Origin of the sequence: Thioclava sp. JM3 (assembly GCF_002213185.1) — a bacterium.
In the GTDB taxonomy this organism is placed as follows: domain Bacteria; phylum Pseudomonadota; class Alphaproteobacteria; order Rhodobacterales; family Rhodobacteraceae; genus Thioclava; species Thioclava nitratireducens.
Map to the genome: position 1 here is coordinate 253,581 of NZ_NBOB01000002.1, position 17,423 is coordinate 271,003.

Genomic DNA, 17,423 nt, shown 5'->3' on the forward strand with positions numbered 1-17,423 from the left:
CCGGCGCGGGCAGGTGCAATGATCCGCCGCTGGGATGCGACGTGGCGACACAGCGGAACGCGAGACGGCCCCGCTCAAATCCCGAAGGGGGAGCACAAAAAGAAACAGCCCGGATCGCGCGGATCCGGGCCGTGTTCGCCATGGGCGAGAATTCTTCGAATAGGACGTCAGCCGCCTGCGGTCATCACCACGAGAAGGGCGAGCATGATCCAGGTCGCGCCAACAGCCCAGAGGATGAGGCCACCGAGGCCCATGGTCACAACCATGCCAGCGGCCAGAGCCACGACGACAAGCGCGAGGGTGAACATGAAAGCAGGCGTAATCTGCTTGTGCTCGGTTTCGGAATGATTGGCCGCATAGGCCGAAACGCCGGAGTCGGCAGTCGTCATGGTCATATCGATTCTCCCGTTTGCTGTCTCCCTGACAGGCCCCCGTCACTTAAAGATGCATCGCGGACCGATAAAGACGCGAAGCCGTGCCATATTGTCGCAGAGTCGTCACTTTGCCTTCAATCGCGCGTGATCTCCCGGAGGAACCCGGCGAGATCGGCGGTGTGGTAGTGGATGTGATCCTCTGGCGCAGGGGCGGGGGCGACATGCACGGTCTTCATGCCGAGTGCATGGGGATGGCGCAGGTTGCGGGCGTCGTCCTCGAACATAGCGCCGCGCGTGGGCTCGATCTCGGCCTGCGCGAATATCCGGTCGAAGGCTTCGCCGCGCGGCTTTGGATGAAACTCCGCGTGCTCGACACCATAGACCCCGTCGAAAAGCCCGGTCAGCCCACGCGCCTCGATGACCCGTGTGGCATAGGGGGCCGAGCCGTTCGTGTAGACGATCTTGCGGCCCGGGAGCGCGTCGATGCCTTCGCGCAGCGCATCATCCTTGACCAAATGATCGAGTGAGATCTCGTGGACTTCGTGCAGATAGGGCGCCGGGTCGACGTCGTGCTCGTGCATCAGCCCGGCCAGCGTGGTGCCGTAAAGCTGCCAGTAGTGGTTGCGCAGGTGATCGGCCCGCGCCCGATCAACGCCCAGCGAGCGCATCACGAAATCGGTCATCTTCACCTCGATCTGGTCGAAGAGTCGCGCCTCCGGCGGGTAGAGCGTGTTGTCGAGATCGAACACCCAGGCGTCGACATGCGCGAACTCGGCAGCGAGGTCGCGGTCGGCGGGGGAGGCGGAGGCGGGGGCAGGCGCGGTGCTGTCTGTCATGGGCTGCAAGCTAAGTTGCGGGGCGCGCGGGTGCAATCTGCTTGTCACCGGGTGCGCGCCGCGCCTAATCTCTGGCAGATCTCGAAAGCAGGATGCATGCAAAAAGACGCCTACACTCTCATACTCGACGCCATCGACGAAGGCGTCTACCGCCCCGGGGACCGCTTGGTCGAATCCGAATTGGCGGAGCGGTTCGGAGTGTCACGCACCCCGGTGCGCGAGGCGTTGCAGCGGCTCGAAACCCAACAGATGCTGGCCCGCGACGGGCGTTCGCTCATCGTCGCCTCGCTCGATCACAACCAGTTGGCGGAGTTGTATGTCGTGCGCGCCGAACTGGAGGCGCTGGCGGCGCAGCTGGCTGCGAAACATGCGGCTCCCGAAGAGGTCCGGGTGCTGCAGAACATGATCGACGAAGATCGCGGTCAACTCGACGATCCGGAGGCGTTGAGCCGGGCCAACCGCCGGTTCCACCACCAAATTCACCTCGCCTCGCATAATCGTTACCTCGTCCAGCAGCTCGATCTTGTGCACCGCTCGATGGCGCTTCTCGCGACCACCTCTCTTGCGGTGAAGGGCCGGGGCGAGGCGGCGCTCGACGAGCATCAGGCGATTGTCGATGCGATCCGCGAGGGCAATGGCGACGCGGCGGCCTCGGCGCTGCGGGCCCACATCTCGCGCGCCTTCGAGACGCGCCTCACGCTCGACGCGGCGCATCACGGGACGGCGGGCCACTGGGCCGAGGCTCTGTGATTATCCGATAAGCGGTGAATGGGCCTCGCGTTGCGGGGGCGGGCGCGCCGCGGCCTCTGCGGGGGCGATCTCGTCGCCGGGTCGGGCCTCCGACGCTGTCGCGTCACTGTCGTCGAAAATGCCGTGGCTCGTCTTGTCCCAGTAGAAGGGGCGCGCGATCAGTTCGTAGAGCGCCTTCCAGCCCGCCAGCGCGCCCAGCGGATAATAGAGGTGGAGCGTCGGGATCCATTTTATCAGGTTGCGATGCTCCGCCCCCCGGCAGGCCCAGGCAGAGGTCGTGATCGCGATCAACTCGGACAGAATGAAAGTCCCCATAACCAACGCGAAGACCGGGCCGGGCAGGGCGCTCGCGATCGGATGCCAAAGCCCGAACAGCGCGAGCCAAAAGCTCCACAAGACCGGCGCCAGAACATATTGTGAGAGCGAGCCGAGGATCAGGATCTGCACGCCGAGAAAGCGTTTCGTGCCCAGATCCCGCCAGAGCTGCACCGGATCGCGCATATGCACCGCCCATGTCATCGCGTAGCCCTTGAGCCAGCGCGAGCGCTGTTTGACCCAAGGCAGGGCGCGGCAATTCGCCTCCTCGAAGGTGGCGGCAGCGATCAATTCGGTGCGGTAGCCGTGCCGCGCGAGACGCACGCCAAGATCGGCATCCTCGGTCACGTTATGCGCGTCCCAGCCGCCCAGCTCCTCCAGCGCGTCGCGGCGGAAGAAGAGGGTCGTTCCGCCCAAGGGCACGACGAAGCCGAGCCGCGCGAGCCCGGGCAGGAACATCCGGAACCACGTCGCATATTCCACGGTGAAGCAGCGCGCGAGCCAATTGGTGCGCGGGTTGTAATAGTCGAGAACCCCTTGCAGGCAGGCCGTCTCGGGCGGGGCCGCGAGGAAGCGTTGGGCGACGATCTGCAGTTGATCCGGCTCGGGCGCGTCCTCGGCGTCCCAGACACCGATCACCGAGCCGCGACAGAAGTTCAGCGCGTAGTTCAATGCGCGCGGCTTCGTCTTGATCGGCCCGTCCGGTACCGTGACCACCCGCATCCAGCGTGGCAGATCGGCGTTCGCAAGAGCCGCACGGGTCATCGTGTCGCTGTGTTCGATGACGAGGATCACATCGATCAATTCGCGCGGATAGCGCAGCTTGCCGAGCCGCGAGACGAGCCGCGCCGCGATGTCGGTCTCGCGAAACAGCGGGACCATCACCGAGATGATCGGCAGCCGCCCTTTCGGCGCGCCCAGGATGAGTGGGTCGGGGCTGGGCTTGCGTTGTTCGGTGATCTCGCTCGCAAAGGCTGCGAGCTTGAGCGCCATCGAACCCACGAGCGTCAGCATCACCCACCCGAAGAAAAGGCCGAGAAGCAGGTTGGGCGCAAGCAACATTCCGAGCCCGGTCACCGCGACGAGCCCCGCCGCGATCCGGCTGGCGCGCCGTTCGTTATGGTTGCGGCAGCTCTCGACCGGGTCGACCTTGATCTCGGCGTGTCGGATCAGCGCGGTCTCGCGGCATGTGAGCAGGCTGTCATGCACGCAGCGTTCCGCGGCCAGTACGAGCCGGTAGGGCGCATGGCACGTGGGTAGCGAAGCCTGTAGAGCCTCGAAATCCTCGGGCCGTGCGGTCGCGATGAGGGTGACGCCGCCGACGCGCCGCCAGGGAACCATCGCGTGCTTCAGGCAAAGCTCAGGTCCGATGGCATCGATGAGGCGAGGATCGGGCGGCTCGGCTTGCAGGTCGACCACTGAGGCATGTCGTTGTTCAGCCAAGGCGGCCATCAGATCGGTCTCGTGTACCCAGCCATTCGCGAGAAGGATATCACCAAGCCTTACATCTTCGCGCTGCCGAAGCGCCGACGCCGTAAGCAGATCGGCCGGATCGACCGCGTCCCGATCCAGCAGGATTTCTCCCAGAGGTGGGCGCGCGGCGCGGCCGGCGTGTCGTTTTGGCTTAGCATCAAGGCTGCGCCGTCTGAGCGGAGCAATGGAATTCGCGATTGGATTGGTCAGCAGCAGCGGCGCCGGTTTGGCGTCAGTCGCTGGTGTTTCGAAAAGCTTTTGCCGCGCGCCCATGCCAAACCTCGCATCTGTCCTTGAAGGCAGGATGCGAGCGTTTGATTAATAGGCAGTTAACCTCAGTTCCGAGCCTATAGTCGCCGGAAGCGCGTTACGACTTGCGCGCGCGCATCGCGGTCGCGAAACGCTCGAACAGGTAGTAGCTGTCCTGCGGGCCAGGGCTCGCCTCGGGGTGATACTGCACCGAGAAGACCGGGCGATCGGCCATCGCAATACCGCAGTTCGAGCCGTCGAACAGCGAGACATGGGTCTCGGTCACACCCTTGGGCAGGGTCTGGCTGTCGACCGCGAAACCGTGGTTCATCGAGGTGATCTCGACCTTGCCGGTGGTCAGGTCCTTCACCGGGTGGTTCGCCCCGTGGTGTCCGTGGTTCATCTTGACGGTCTTCGCGCCAAGCGCGAGCGCCAGCATCTGGTGGCCGAGGCAGATACCGAAGACCGGCAGCTCGGTTTCGAGAACGCCCTTGATCATCGGCACGGCATATTCTCCGGTCGCTGCCGGATCGCCCGGACCGTTCGACAGGAAGACCCCATCGGGTTCAAGCGCGAGCACGTCCTCGGCCGTCGCGGTGGCTGGCAGCACGGTCACGTCGCAGCCAGCCGAGGCGAGGCAGCGCAGGATGTTGCGCTTCGCGCCGTAGTCGATGGCGACCACTTTCAGGTCGTTGCCTTCGGCTTTCTTGTAACCCTCGGGCCAGGCCCACCGCATCTCGTCCCAGCGGTAGCTTTGCGCACAGGTCACGTCTTTCGCGAGATCGAGCCCTTCGAGCCCGGACCATTCGCGGGCCTTGCGTACCAGCGCCTCGATGTCGAAGACCCCGTCGGGGTTGTAGGCGATCGCGACATGCGGCGCGCCTTGCTGGCGGATTTCGCGGGTGAGGCGGCGAGTGTCGATGCCGCCGATGCCGATGCGACCGCGCTTCTCCAGCCACTCGACCAGAGTCTCGGCGGCGCGCCAGTTCGACGGCTCGGTCGGGTCCCATTTCACCACCATTCCGGCGGCAACGGGATCGTTGGTTTCGTCATCTTCCGGGTTCACGCCGGTATTGCCGATATGGGGGAAGGTGAAGGTCACGACCTGGCCCGCATAGGAGGGGTCGGTCATGATTTCCTGATAGCCGGTCATCGACGTGTTGAAGACCAGTTCGGCCACTGTCTCGCCCGGGCGGCCGAAGCCCTTCCCGTAGAACAGCGAGCCATCAGCGAGTGCGATCAATGCAGTGGGCTTTTCCGATGCGGACTGGCTTGCAGGCATGGCGCGACTCCCCGATGTCAAAATTCGCCGGAACCTAGACGCGCTGGGCGCGGGGGTCAAGAGGGCACGAGATAATTGCGAATTGCTTATTTATCAACAACTTGCAAGAGTTGTGCGCGTTTCGCAATACCGCTATTCTGGCGCCTTCACGGAAGTAGGGACACGATGTGATGCAAATGCGCGACAAGATCGCCGCCGCGTTGAAAACGGCGATGAAGGAAAAGGATCAGGAGCGGCTCTCGACGCTGCGGCTGGTCAATGCCGCCATCAAGGACCGCGAGATCGCGATGCGTGCCGAAGGCGAGGGCGAGGGCACTGTCGGCGACGCCGAAGTGCTTGCGATCATGGGAAAGATGGTGAAACAGCGTCAGGAAAGCGCGCGTGCCTATGAAGAGGGCGGGCGGCTGGAACTGGCCGAGAAGGAACAGGCCGAGATCCGCGTGATCGAGGAATTCCTGCCGCGCCAGCTGACCGAAGACGAGGTGAATGCTGCCATCGAAGCGGCCATCGCGAAACTCGGTGCGGATTCGATTCGCGACATGGGCCGCGTGATGGGTGAGCTGAAAGGCCAATACACCGGACAGATGGATTTCTCGAAGGCGGGCCCGATGGTGAAGGATCGCCTCGCCTCGTGATCGGCAGCTGCCTTCGCTGGCCGGGAACAACGCCCCCTCGTGGGGCGTTTTCTTTTGCGCATTTTTGAAAGGAGGCGGCGATGCCAGCACAATCGAAGGCACAGCAGAAAGCTGCGGGCGCGGCGCTTGCCGCCAAGCGCGGCGAGATGAAGGTGGGCGATCTTCAGGGCGCCTCGAAGGAAATGTATGACAGCATGTCCGAGAGCGAGCTCGACGATATCGCGAGCACCAAGCGCAAGGATCTTCCCGACAGCAAGGACGACTGATCCGTCCGCTTGCCGCGGGGATCAGGAGGGCAGCGGCGCACGCGCGGCTGCGAGCCGGATCACCAGTTCGCGGTGCAGTCGTTGCCGTTCCTCGGGCGTGAGGAAAGCACCGATCTCGACCTCGCGAGGGCCGCCTCGCAGGGTCAGGTAGGCTGCGACCGGCCCGCCTTTTCCGTGAAGATCGACCTGTACCCAATGTGGATTCGCCGCCCAGTCGCGCGACGGCTTGCCCGGTTCGTGGCGGATAAGGTGCAGCTCGGGCCCGTTGAATGTCAGGATCTCGAGCACTTCGCCCGTGCGATAGCTGTGCGAGATCGCCCACCACACCCCCGCGATGGCGAGCGCGATGAAGGGCAAGAGCCCCCAAAGCTCCACGTGACCCAGCAGTGAAAGTAGCGGCAGGCTGACCATGACGACGGTCGCCGCGATGAAGAAGACGAAACCTTTACGCGGCAAGGAGCGGTAGGGCCACAGATGCAATTGATCGGGCAGGGGCGCAGCCTCGGAGCGGGGCGCCTCCATGGTTTGGCCTTCGGTATCCGTCCAGCGATAGGGCATGATCCGCCCGGTCCTTCCTGCAACCTTTCGCCCTTTTGCAAACGGCCCCGGATCGCTCCGGGGCCGTTCTCGTTATCAGGAGATGTAGATCACTAGTGCGCGTGTGCGTGATCCCAATCCTCGCGCTTCGGGAGCTCTTCGAAAGTGTGCTCCGGCGGCGGGGAGGGCAGGGTCCACTCCAGCGTATCGGCATACTCGTTCCAGTAGTTGTTCTCGGTGACGCGCTTACCCTTGAACAGGGTGTAGAACACGATGCCGAGGAAGAACACGAAGCTGGCGAACGAGATAAACGCACCGATCGAGCTGACGAAGTTCCAGGTGGCGAAGGCCTCCGGGTAGTCGATGTAGCGGCGCGGCATGCCCTGACGGCCGAGGAAGTGCTGCGGGAAGAAGATCAGGTTGGACCCGATGAACATCATCCAGAAGTGCAGTTTGCCGGCCCATTCCGGGTATTGGCGCCCCGACATCTTGCCGATCCAGAAGTAGACGCCGGCGAAGATCGCGAACACCGCCCCCAGCGACATCACGTAGTGGAAGTGCGCCACGACGTAATAGGTGTCGTGGTAGACGCGGTCGAGCGGGGCTTGGCTGAGCACCACGCCGGTCACGCCGCCGATTGTGAACAGGAACAGGAAACCGATCGCCCAGAGCATCGGTGTCTTGAACTCGATCGAGCCGCCCCACATCGTCGCGATCCAGCTGAACACCTTCACGCCGGTTGGCACCGCGATCACCATCGTCGCCACCATGAAGTAGCTCTGCTGGGTCAGCGACAGGCCGACCGTGTACATGTGGTGCGCCCAGACGACGAAGCCCAGAACACCGATCGCCACCATCGCATAGACCATCGGCAGGTAGCCGAAGACCGGCTTACGCGAGAAGGTCGCGATGACGTGGCTGATGATGCCGAAGCCCGGCAGGATGATGATGTAGACCTCGGGGTGTCCGAAGAACCACAGGATGTGCTGGTACAGGATCGGATCGCCGCCACCCGACGGATCGAAGAAGGTGGTGCCGAAGTTGCGGTCCATCAGCAGCATGGTGATCGCGCCTGCCAGAACCGGCAGCGAGAGCAGGATCAGCCAGGAGGTCACGAAGATCGACCAGGCGAAGAGCGGCACCTTGTGCAGCGTCATGCCCGGCGTGCGCATGTTGAGGAAGGTCGTGATCATGTTGATCGCGCCAAGGATCGAACTGGCGCCCGAGACGTGCACGGCGAAGATCGCGAGGTCCATGGAATAACCGCCCTCGTGGACCGATAGCGGCGGGTAGAGCACCCAGCCCACGCCCGAGCCCGAGCCGCCGCCGCCACCCGGCGCCAGCAGCGAGGCGATCCCGAGCGAGGTGCCCGCGACATAGAGCCAGTAGCTGAGGTTGTTCATCCGCGGAAAGGCCATGTCCGGCGCGCCGATCTGGAGCGGCATGAAGTAGTTGCCGAAGCCCCCGAACAGCGCCGGGATGACGACGAAGAACATCATCAGGACGCCGTGATAGGTAATCATCACGTTCCAGAGGTGCCCGTCGGGGGTGCATTCCTCGGCCGAAGCGATGAAGCGCGCGCCTTCGGCGCACATGTATTGCACGCCCGGCTCCATCAGCTCGAGGCGCATGTAAACTGTGAACAGGACCGAGATCAGCCCCACCGCGCCTGCGGTGAAGAGATACAAGATCCCGATATCCTTGTGATTGGTCGACATGAACCAGCGGGTAAAGAACCCGCGCGACTCATGTGCGCCCTCGCCGTGAACGGCTGCGTCCGCCATAGTGATCTCCCATTTCTCCCGACAGACCCGGGTCTCCCGTCCCTTTGGGTCTGAATGTCGGGAGGTTATGAAGATTTGGAGGGCAGGGCAAGAATTCAGCACACGCTGCCGTGAAAAAATGTCGCAGCTCTGTCAGGTGTGAGTGATCCGTGATCTCGCGCCCTTGGCACGCGGAGCGCGGGCTGAGACCGCCCCGCGCGACAGTTGCGAATCCGCGACGCGGCTCACAAAAAAGCGGACCCTCGAAAGGGTCCGCCAACGAACGCGTGATATGTTCGTTTCGCGATCAGGACTCGGGCGCGTCGGGCGACACTTCTTCCGAGCCGAGATAGGCCGCAATGTCTTCCTGGTTCTTGCGCTGCTTGTAGGCCATGCCGGATTTTGCCTTGGGATCGCCGGTTTGTTCCTCGAGGAACTTCGTGGGATCGGTGATGTATTCGGCGAGCAGCTCTTCGGTCCAGACGGCGCCGGTTTCGGCGTATTCCTTGATCCCGTCCTTGTATTTATAGCCATCGACGGATGCGACCTTGCGGCCGATGACATTGTAGAGGTTCGGGCCGACCTTGCCGCCTTTGAAGATCGCCGTGCCATCGGGGGCGACGATCGAGTGACAGGCCTTGCACCGTTTGAATTCGTCTTTGCCTTTCTCGACGTCCTGCGCGAGCGCGGGGCCCGCAACGGCGACGGCGGTGATCATGGCAATAAGGCTGAGTTTCATCGCGTCTTCCTTGTTGGTTTTGAGTTAAAGCTCGAGCCCTCCCGACCCGGCTTTCACAGGGCAGTCACGCTGCCTTGAAGGGCGTTCTAACATGCATGATTGCCTATGTGTCCACTAAACTTCCGAGGTCGCATTTAGTTTACTCACGAAAATGCGACTGAATGTCGCACGCAGCGCGACGTCAAGATCGGCCATTCCCACCGGCAGGCCGAGGTCGACGAGGCTGGTGACCCCGTGCTCGCGAATCCCGCAAGGGACGATTCCGTCGAAATGCGAAAGATCGGGCTCCACGTTGATCGAGATGCCGTGAAAGCTGACCCATTTGCGCAGCTTCACTCCAATCGCGGCGATCTTGTCTTCGCGCAGGCTGCCGTCTGCCGCCTTCGGTTTGTCGGGACGTTGCACCCAGACGCCGACGCGGCCGTCGCGAATTTCGCCTTTCACGTTGAATTCGTCGAGCGCGGCGATCACCCAGTCTTCGAGCTGGCGCACGAAGCAGCGCACGTCGCGCCCGCGCTTGTTCAGGTCGAGCATGACATAGGCGACGCGCTGGCCGGGCCCGTGATAGGTGTACTGACCGCCGCGCCCGGCCTCGAAGACGGGGAAACGGTCGGGATCGACAAGGTCTTCACGCTTGGCGGAGGTGCCGGCCGTGTAGAGCGGCGGATGCTCGAGCAGCCAGATCATCTCCTCGGCTTCGCCTGCGGCGATCTTGGCGACGCGGTCTTCCATGAAGGCAAGTGCCTCGTCGTACGGGACCGGGCTGTCACTTACGCGCCATTCCACCATTTCTTAACCTCACCCGCCGGAATTCCTCACCCGACGTCAATAATTCTTGCCACATCACCGATTCGGAGCGCAAACTTTACCTATTGGTAAGGTCGCGCACCCCCCGCGCCGGTCACATTCCGACCGGTCCTGTCGTGCAGAAACATGGAATTTGCGGGGCAACAGGCAAGACCGGAAGTCATTTGATTGGAGGGTTCAGGAATGAAACACAAGTTCGTTCTGGCGGGTCTTGCGCTCGCCGTCGCTACGGGCGGACCGGCCACGCCAGCATTGGCGGGCGGTTCGGATATCGTCGGCGGGGTGATCGGAGGGATCATCGGCGGCGCGATCGTGAACGAGGCCAACCGCCAGCCGCGTACGGTCACCAAGCGCACCTATTACAAGAAGCCGACCATGTCGTCGGCGCAGCGCGAGGCCAATCGCGAGGTGCAGGTCTCGCTCAACCACTTCGGATGGAATGTCGGCACTCCGGACGGGGTGCTGGGGCGCAACTCGCGCGCGGGCATCTCGCAATATCAGGCCTTCATGGATTTCCCGATCACGGGAGAACTGACCGATATTCAGCGCAGCATCCTCACCACCGCCTATCAGAAGGCGAGCCTTGGCGGTTCGGCGGTTGCGCAGACGATCTCGACCCATCCGCAGGGGATGCGCGGCCTGCTGATGCAGACGCGCGACCAGATGCTGGGCACCGGAGATGCGACCTATGCCGGCAACTCGATCGGTGGTTTGCCGCCGCAGATTTCCGAGGCCGTGTTCGAGATCGCGCGCAGCTCCAATGTCGAACCGCAGCAGTTGATGGCGCGGTCGGGCTTCGTGCAGCTGGCCGATCTGAACAATGACGGTCGAACCGATTACCTGCTCGACACCTCGGTGCTGGGGCCGGGCTTCTGGTGCAACGACAAGAGCTGCGCGGTGCGGGTCTTCGCCTCGACGCCGAGCGGCTTCTCGCGCAACGATTTCCAAGCCTATAACGCGACGCCTGCAATGTTTACCTGTCAGGCGGGGGCCTGTCAGAAGACTGGAGCGAACGTCCAGAACAACGCGCCGGTGACAGCCGCAGCGCCTGCGCCAGCTCCTGCCCCTGCTGCGCCGTCTTTCTCGACGCAGATGGCGTCGCAGCCGGCGCCTGCGATGCCGTCCTTCGTCGCGCCCGCGCCGGTTGCCGAACCGGTGCCGGTGTCGCTTGCGTCTTTCTGTTCGAAGACCAGTCTCGTCACCTCGTCGAATGGCGGCTTCGTCACGGAGGCCTCGCTGACCGATCCGGGGCAGGCTCTGGGCGAGCAGTTCTGCCTCGCGCGCGGGTACGCGCTCGATGAAGGTGCGGCGCTGGAGGCCAAGATCGGCGGCTTCACCCCCGAGCAGATCGCTGCGCAATGCCGCGATTTCGGGGCGCTTCTGTCCGAGCAGGTGGCCGCCGTCGGGTCTACCCCGCGCGAGGCGACGCTTGCCAAGGTGAAAGGCTTCATCGCCGGTTCAGGCATGAGCCCGGAGCAGCTGTCGGGCACCGCGAAGGTCTGTCTGTCGGTCGGCTACCGCACCGACGACATGGAGGTGGCGCTGGGATCGGCGCTGGTTCTGGGTGGTCTGGGCGAGGGAGCCTATGACGAGCTTGTCGGCCATCACCTGATGCAGGGAATCGGCACCGCCGAGCGCCCCGATCTCGCGATGGATTGGTACGAGAATGCGCTTTCGGCGCAGCCGGTCTTCGCGCCCGCACAGCCCGAGCGTAGCGGTCTCATCCGCAAGGCGGCCCTGATGATGAACGGCCGCGCCGATGCGTCGTCGGCGCCGAAGCCCGCGATGGCCCTGCCAAGCTTTGCCGCGAAAGCGGCAGAGCTCGTGGAAACCGCGGCGCCGCAATAACCTATCGCTTGCGCAGGCCGGGACCGCCCGGCCTGTCGCGACGGCAAGAGCGTGAATGAGAAAAATTCTCGCCAATCCCGAAATACCCCCTTTTCATCCCCCAAGCCTTTGGCTAATACGCGCCACACCAAGCCTAGACAGTGCGGTCGTGGCGGAATTGGTAGACGCGCAGCGTTGAGGTCGCTGTGGGGTAACTCCCGTGGAAGTTCGAGTCTTCTCGACCGCACCATCTCTCTCCCTAGGAGAGATCTGACTGACCCGACGCGGGTTATCCCCCAGATCAAGTTCACCGTGACACGTCGAAGATGCATGTGCATCGTCGCTTGGCGGATTCTTGGCGTTTTTCATTATCTTTCAGATGGTTAGTTCGCTTTGGCGGGCGCCGTGCGCTCAGCTCAGCGCCCGGTAGGCGCTTTTGCTGGTCCTGTTCCTCGACAGCAGCTTACGCTGAGCGAGGATCGCATGACCTGTCACATCACCGGAATCGTCATATTCCCGAGGGGGCGGTCAGCGCCAATTGCACGGTCAGCTTCGAGCGGCTCGGCGGAATCGTCACGAGCGTCGAGCAGGGGGGGGGACGCAGCGCGGGGGCCTCGGATCGTCTCGGCATAGATTGACGCGAATGGCGCTCTCGTGAGCGATCTCCCCGCGGGCGTCTTTGCGCGAGTCGGGTGGCGACGCGGATAGAATAGTTTCCGCCACTCGATCCGGCGGGGTCGCCGCAGCTTTACGCGATGGGAATCCCCGTGCGTCACGAAAGGCATCCGGCTCTCGACGCCGCGCGGTCCGCGCCGGGTCGAGAGCCTGCAACCGGGCGACCTTGTCACCACGCTGGATGACGGCCCGTAGCCGGTTCTATGGTGCGCGCACCGCCGGTTCGGGGCAGAAGCGCTCGCTGCCAATCCGCGGCTGCGTCCGGTCCGACTGCAGCCCGGCGCGTTCAGTAATCGCCGGGCGCTCGTCCTATACGCGCAACATTTCGTCTGGCTGCTGCTGCCACGTCATACCTTGGTCAAGGCCTAAGGCGCGTGGGTCGAAGGCTTTTGGACCGGGCCGCTGGCGCTACCTGCGCTGCCCTCCTTCGACCTGGCCCTCTGTTGCGCGCGCGACCCGATCTGGCCGAGGTCCATTTCCTCGGCGCGGCGCTTAATACGGTCTATGGTCCGCGTGTCCGGTCATGGTGACGCAGCGGCAATTTTACCGCTCCAAATGCAAGTCTTGGTCGCTCCTTGCGCGACAGGTGACGCAAAACGGCAATTTTTCGGGCGAATCCGTGCTGTGATAGCCCTGTGACGCGGGTTTTTGATTTCCGGGTTGAAAAACGGAAGTGCCCTTGCTTTAGTCACATGCACGGGAAATGACCAACGACAAAAAACAACGGGGAGCCCGCTTTGAACAACGCAGCTAGCGGCGATGGATTCGTCGTATTCGACCGCGTGCAGAAGAGCTATGACGGCGAAACGCTCGTCGTGAAAGATCTCAATCTCTCGATCGGCAAGGGTGAGTTTCTAACGATGCTCGGCCCGTCTGGATCCGGAAAAACGACCTGCCTTATGATGCTTGCAGGTTTCGAGACCGCCACGAATGGCGAGATACGCCTCGACGGCCAGAACATCAACATGGTGCCTCCGCACAAGCGTGGCATCGGCATGGTGTTCCAGAACTACGCACTCTTTCCTCACATGACCGTAGGCGAGAATCTCGCCTTCCCGCTCGAAGTGCGGGGCATGGGCAAGGATGAGCGCGAAACCAAGATCAAGCGTGCGCTGGACATGGTGCAGATGGGGAGCTTCATCCATCGCCGTCCGGCGCAGCTTTCAGGCGGTCAGCAGCAGCGGATCGCACTGGCGCGCGCGCTGGTGTTTGACCCCGAGCTGGTCCTGATGGACGAACCGCTCGGTGCGCTCGACAAGCAGCTTCGCGAACATATGCAGTTCGAGATCAAGCACCTGCACGAAAGCCTCGGGATTACCGTGGTTTACGTCACCCACGATCAGGGCGAGGCGCTGACTATGTCGGACCGCGTCGCTGTGTTCAACGACGGGCGCATCCAGCAGCTCGCACCGCCGGATGAACTCTACGAGCGCCCGCAGAACAGCTTCGTCGCGCAGTTCATCGGCGAGAACAACAAGCTTCCGGGCAAGGTCGAGACGCTGAACGGCGACACCTGCACGGTGCGACTCGAGAATGGCGAGATCATCGACGCGACGGCGGTCAACATTCGCGAGGCGGGGCAGGAGACGCTGGTCTCGATCCGCCCCGAGCGGGTCGAATTCAAGCCCGAGATGATGCCTTCGGGCGCCCATACGATCACCGCGGACGTACTCGAAGTGATCTACATGGGGGACATACTGCGCACCCGGATGAAGGTCGCGGGATCGCGGGAATTCGTCATGAAATCGCGCAACACTCTCGATCAGGTGCGACTGACGGAAGGCCAGACGGTCAAGATCGGCTGGCACCCGCAGGACGCGCGCGCGCTCGATCTCTGAGAATGCGGAGTGTGCGGACCAAGCTCCGCACGCTCCGATCTGCCGCAACACGCGGCCAAGCGGCGAAAACGCCGCAAAACCACAAAAGCTCAACCAACTGGGAGTAAAACCAAGATGAAAAAAGCTATGATCCTGAGCACGGCGCTCGTCGGCCTCGTGGCCGGGGCGGCGCAGGCCGAGCAAGTCACTGTCCTGTCCTGGGGCGGGGCCTACGAAAAGAGCCAGGTCGAGGCCTATAACAAGCCCTTCACCGAGGCGACCGGCATCGACGTGAACATGGAAGCCGCCGACAACCCCGGTACCCCGATCAAGGCGCAGGTCGAGGCGAACAACGTCTCGGTCGACGTGGCCGACGTCGAGAAGTCCGACGCGATCCGCCTGTGCGACGAAGGTCTGCTCGAGCCGATCGACCCCGACACCGACCTCGCCGCCGCCCCCGACGGCACCCCAGCGAGCGAGGACTTCATCGACGGCTCCTTCACCGATTGCGGCGTCGCCAACATCGTGTGGTCGACCGTGATGTCCTACAATGCGGACAAGGTCGACGGCACGCCGACCTCGATCGCCGATTTCTTCGACACCGCGAAATACCCGGGTAAGCGCGGGCTGCGCAAGTCGGCGAAAGGCACGCTCGAAGTGGCGCTGATGGGCGCAGGCGTTCCGGCCGCGGACGTCTACAAGGTGCTCGGCACCCCCGAGGGCGTCGACAAGGCCTTCGCCGAGCTCGACAAGATCAAGAGCGATGTCGTGTGGTGGGATGCCGGCGCGCAGCCGCCGCAGCTGCTGGCCGATGGCGAAGTGGTGATGTCGACCGCCTATAACGGCCGTATCTTCAACGCCGAGGTCGCCGAGGGCCAGCCCTTCAAGATCGTCTGGGACGGCCAGCTTCTGGACTTCGACTTCTTCGTGATCCCGAAAGGGGCGCCGCATATGGAAGCCGCGAAGAAATACTTGAAGTTCGCGACCGAGACCCAGCAGCTCGCCAATCAGGCGAAGTGGATCTCCTACGGTCCGGCGCGCAAGTCCTCGGCTCCGTTGGTCGGCATGTATCAGGACGGCAAGACCAAGATGGGCCCGCATATGCCCACCGCGCCTGAGAACATGTCGAACGCTCTGGTCAATGACTCGGAGTTCTGGGCGGACCACGACACCGAACTGAGCGAGCGCTTCAACGCCTGGCTCGCTGGCTAAGTCCTGCGAGGGTCGCGCGGCACTCCGCCGCGCGGCCCGACCTGTTCGATGTCAGGAGCCCCGTGGATGTCAGCCTTCCGGTCGTCTCTGGCCAGCTTGTGCCTCGGCCTTTGTCTGTCGCTGTCCGTCACCTTGCCCGCGCGAGCGGATGAAGATGCGGTGGTCGGCTACGAGACCGGCGATACGCAGATGAACATGGCGATCGGCCAAGCCCGCGCGACTTATGAAACCGTCTTCATTCCCGCGGTGCGCGCCCGGTCCGGCTCGCGTTTCATGCTCAAGACAGGGATCGATACCCCCGCCAATGGCCTCGAACATATCTGGATCGCGCCGATTTCGATCTCCGCGCAGAAAATCACCGGCACGTTGATGAACGAGCCCGTGCATTTCAAGGCGCATGCAGGAGACGAGATTACCTTCGCGCCGAACCAGATTTCCGACTGGAGCTTCCGACGCGAAGGCAAGCTCCACGGTAACTATACGACGCGGGTGATGCTGCCCGATATTCCCGCCGAGCAAGCCGCGAAACTGCGCGCACAGCTCGCCCCGCTGCCCTGAGGGGCCAAGGAGACACGATGAGCGACGCAACGATGGATGCGAGCCTAAACGGCCCTGAACCAACACAGTTGAAGACCGCCGACGGGCTGCCGCTGAAGGTCGCCCTCGCGAAATCGCAGGCCCGCGCGAAACGCCGCGCCTTCCTGCTGGTCGCGCCTCTGTTCCTTTTTGTCCTGATCACCTTCGTGGTCCCGATCGGGCAGATGCTGCTGCAATCGGTCTATAACGACGGCTTCTCGAAGAATGCGCCGGCGCTTGGGCAATGGTTCGACGCGCATCCGCTGGGCTCGCCCATCGACGAGAGCGCCTATGCGGCGCTCGCCTCGGACCTCAAGCAGATGAAGGAAAACCGGACGCAGGGCGAGGCGGGGACGCGGATCAACTATGACGTCGCGGGCACGCGCTCGCTCTTCACCTCGACCGCGCGCAAGATCGAACGTCTCGAGCCGCCATGGAAAGAGGCCATCCTCGGCGTGGACGAGGGGTGGAGCGATCCGAACCTGTGGCGGGCGATGCGCTCTGCCTCGAGCCCCTATACGGTGGATTTCTACCTCGCCGCGATGGATCACACCCGCGACAAGGACAACAATATCGTGCCGGTCGATCCGCAGCGCGCGATCTACGGCAAGCTCTTCACCCGCACCGCGATCCTGTCTCTGGTGATCACCGTGCTGTGCATGATCCTCGCCTTCCCGATCGCGCATCTTCTGGCCTCGCTGCCGCTGGCGAAATCCAATCTTCTGATGATCTTCGTGCTGCTGCCCTTCTGGACCTCGCTGCTGGTGCGGACGACCTCGTGGATGGTGCTCCTGCAGCAGCAGGGCGTGATCAACGATCTGCTCGTCTGGTCGGGCCTGATCGGCAACGATAACCGGCTGGAGATGATGTATAACCAGACCGGCACGATCGTTGCGATGACCCACATCCTGCTGCCCTTCATGGTGCTGCCGCTCTATTCGGTCATGCGGACCATCCCGCCGAGCTATGTCCGCGCGGCCCGCAGCCTTGGGGCCACCTCGTGGACCGCCTTCCGCCGCATCTACCTGCCGCAGACGCTGCCGGGGATCGGGGCAGGGGCGCTTCTCGTGTTCATCCTGTCGGTCGGCTACTACATCACCCCCGCCCTTGTCGGTGGTGCGGACGGTCAGCTGATCTCGAACATGATCGCCTTCCACATGCAGAAATCGCTCAACTGGTCGCTCGCGGCAGCACTCGCCTCGATGCTGCTGGGCGGCGTCATCATCCTCTACTGGCTCTATGACCGGCTGGTGGGCATCGACAACATGAAGCTGGGCTGAGGAGAAACAC

The 17,423-nt window shown here is 63.2% G+C and carries 16 protein-coding genes, 1 tRNA gene and 1 pseudogene; 10 read left to right on the plus strand and 8 right to left on the minus strand.

Going from position 1 to position 17,423, the window contains the following annotated elements:
- Positions 1-167: 167 nt before the first annotated feature.
- Together B6V73_RS04540 and B6V73_RS04545 are read right to left on the minus strand one after the other, a co-directional pair.
- Complete coding sequence (locus tag B6V73_RS04540; RefSeq protein ID WP_075776263.1) at positions 168-395, minus strand: hypothetical protein; 228 nt, start codon at positions 393-395, stop codon at positions 168-170.
- Positions 396-508: 113 nt separating this feature from the next.
- Positions 509-1,210, minus strand: coding sequence for a pyrimidine 5'-nucleotidase (locus B6V73_RS04545; protein WP_088724652.1), 702 nt, complete (start codon positions 1,208-1,210; stop codon positions 509-511).
- Between the two features lie 96 nt (positions 1,211-1,306).
- Between B6V73_RS04545 and B6V73_RS04550 the strand changes: the two genes are divergently transcribed.
- Positions 1,307-1,960 carry a GntR family transcriptional regulator gene (locus tag B6V73_RS04550; RefSeq protein ID WP_075776261.1) on the plus strand — a complete coding sequence of 218 codons (654 nt, stop codon included), beginning with the start codon at positions 1,307-1,309 and terminating at the stop codon, positions 1,958-1,960.
- On the opposite strand, the gene B6V73_RS04555 is transcribed toward B6V73_RS04550, so the two are convergent.
- Together B6V73_RS04555 and carA are read right to left on the minus strand one after the other, a co-directional pair.
- Complete coding sequence (locus B6V73_RS04555; RefSeq protein WP_240504106.1) at positions 1,961-3,862, minus strand: glycosyltransferase; 1,902 nt, start codon at positions 3,860-3,862, stop codon at positions 1,961-1,963.
- A 253-nt stretch (positions 3,863-4,115) separates the two neighbouring features.
- Positions 4,116-5,279 (minus strand): glutamine-hydrolyzing carbamoyl-phosphate synthase small subunit, encoded by a 1,164-nt coding sequence (gene carA, locus B6V73_RS04560; protein ID WP_088719116.1) that lies wholly within the window; start codon positions 5,277-5,279, stop codon positions 4,116-4,118.
- A 170-nt stretch (positions 5,280-5,449) separates the two neighbouring features.
- Here carA and B6V73_RS04565 point away from each other — a divergent pair, with 170 nt between their 5' ends.
- Positions 5,450-5,914 (plus strand): GatB/YqeY domain-containing protein, encoded by a 465-nt coding sequence (locus tag B6V73_RS04565; protein WP_075776259.1) that lies wholly within the window; start codon positions 5,450-5,452, stop codon positions 5,912-5,914.
- An 80-nt stretch (positions 5,915-5,994) separates the two neighbouring features.
- Positions 5,995-6,180 (plus strand): DUF3008 family protein, encoded by a 186-nt coding sequence (locus tag B6V73_RS04570; RefSeq protein ID WP_075776258.1) that lies wholly within the window; start codon positions 5,995-5,997, stop codon positions 6,178-6,180.
- A 21-nt stretch (positions 6,181-6,201) separates the two neighbouring features.
- On the opposite strand, the gene B6V73_RS04575 is transcribed toward B6V73_RS04570, so the two are convergent.
- The 4 genes from B6V73_RS04575 to lipB all read right to left on the minus strand — a co-directional run bounded on the left by B6V73_RS04575 (position 6,202) and on the right by lipB (position 10,008).
- Positions 6,202-6,738, minus strand: a complete 537-nt coding sequence (locus tag B6V73_RS04575) for a DUF2244 domain-containing protein (protein WP_088719115.1) — start codon at positions 6,736-6,738, stop codon at positions 6,202-6,204.
- Between the two features lie 92 nt (positions 6,739-6,830).
- The gene (ctaD, locus tag B6V73_RS04580; protein ID WP_075776256.1) at positions 6,831-8,501 is read right to left on the minus strand and encodes a cytochrome c oxidase subunit I; all 1,671 of its coding nucleotides are present in this window, start codon (positions 8,499-8,501) and stop codon (positions 6,831-6,833) included.
- Between the two features lie 286 nt (positions 8,502-8,787).
- Positions 8,788-9,219 (minus strand): c-type cytochrome, encoded by a 432-nt coding sequence (locus B6V73_RS04585; RefSeq protein ID WP_075776255.1) that lies wholly within the window; start codon positions 9,217-9,219, stop codon positions 8,788-8,790.
- 114 nt (positions 9,220-9,333) lie between these two features.
- Positions 9,334-10,008 carry a lipoyl(octanoyl) transferase LipB gene (gene lipB, locus B6V73_RS04590; RefSeq protein WP_075776254.1) on the minus strand — a complete coding sequence of 225 codons (675 nt, stop codon included), beginning with the start codon at positions 10,006-10,008 and terminating at the stop codon, positions 9,334-9,336.
- Between the two features lie 201 nt (positions 10,009-10,209).
- Between lipB and B6V73_RS04595 the strand changes: the two genes are divergently transcribed.
- The 7 genes and pseudogenes from B6V73_RS04595 (at position 10,210) to B6V73_RS04625 (ending at position 17,413) form a co-directional block, all read left to right on the plus strand.
- Positions 10,210-11,874 (plus strand): peptidoglycan-binding domain-containing protein, encoded by a 1,665-nt coding sequence (locus tag B6V73_RS04595; RefSeq protein WP_088724654.1) that lies wholly within the window; start codon positions 10,210-10,212, stop codon positions 11,872-11,874.
- Positions 11,875-12,016: 142 nt separating this feature from the next.
- A tRNA-Leu gene (locus tag B6V73_RS04600) sits at positions 12,017-12,103 on the plus strand.
- Positions 12,104-12,579: 476 nt separating this feature from the next.
- A pseudogene (locus B6V73_RS21070) lies at positions 12,580-12,897 on the plus strand (Hint domain-containing protein).
- Positions 12,898-13,265: 368 nt separating this feature from the next.
- Positions 13,266-14,366, plus strand: a complete 1,101-nt coding sequence (locus B6V73_RS04610; RefSeq protein WP_075776252.1) for an ABC transporter ATP-binding protein — start codon at positions 13,266-13,268, stop codon at positions 14,364-14,366.
- A gap of 114 nt (positions 14,367-14,480) precedes the next feature.
- Positions 14,481-15,557, plus strand: a complete 1,077-nt coding sequence (locus tag B6V73_RS04615) for an ABC transporter substrate-binding protein (RefSeq protein WP_075776251.1) — start codon at positions 14,481-14,483, stop codon at positions 15,555-15,557.
- A 66-nt stretch (positions 15,558-15,623) separates the two neighbouring features.
- Positions 15,624-16,115 carry a DUF2314 domain-containing protein gene (locus B6V73_RS04620; RefSeq protein WP_168174864.1) on the plus strand — a complete coding sequence of 164 codons (492 nt, stop codon included), beginning with the start codon at positions 15,624-15,626 and terminating at the stop codon, positions 16,113-16,115.
- A 17-nt stretch (positions 16,116-16,132) separates the two neighbouring features.
- Positions 16,133-17,413: an ABC transporter permease gene (locus B6V73_RS04625; RefSeq protein ID WP_075776249.1), complete on the plus strand. Its 1,281-nt coding sequence runs from the start codon at positions 16,133-16,135 to the stop codon at positions 17,411-17,413.
- The last annotated feature ends 10 nt before the right edge of the window (positions 17,414-17,423 follow it).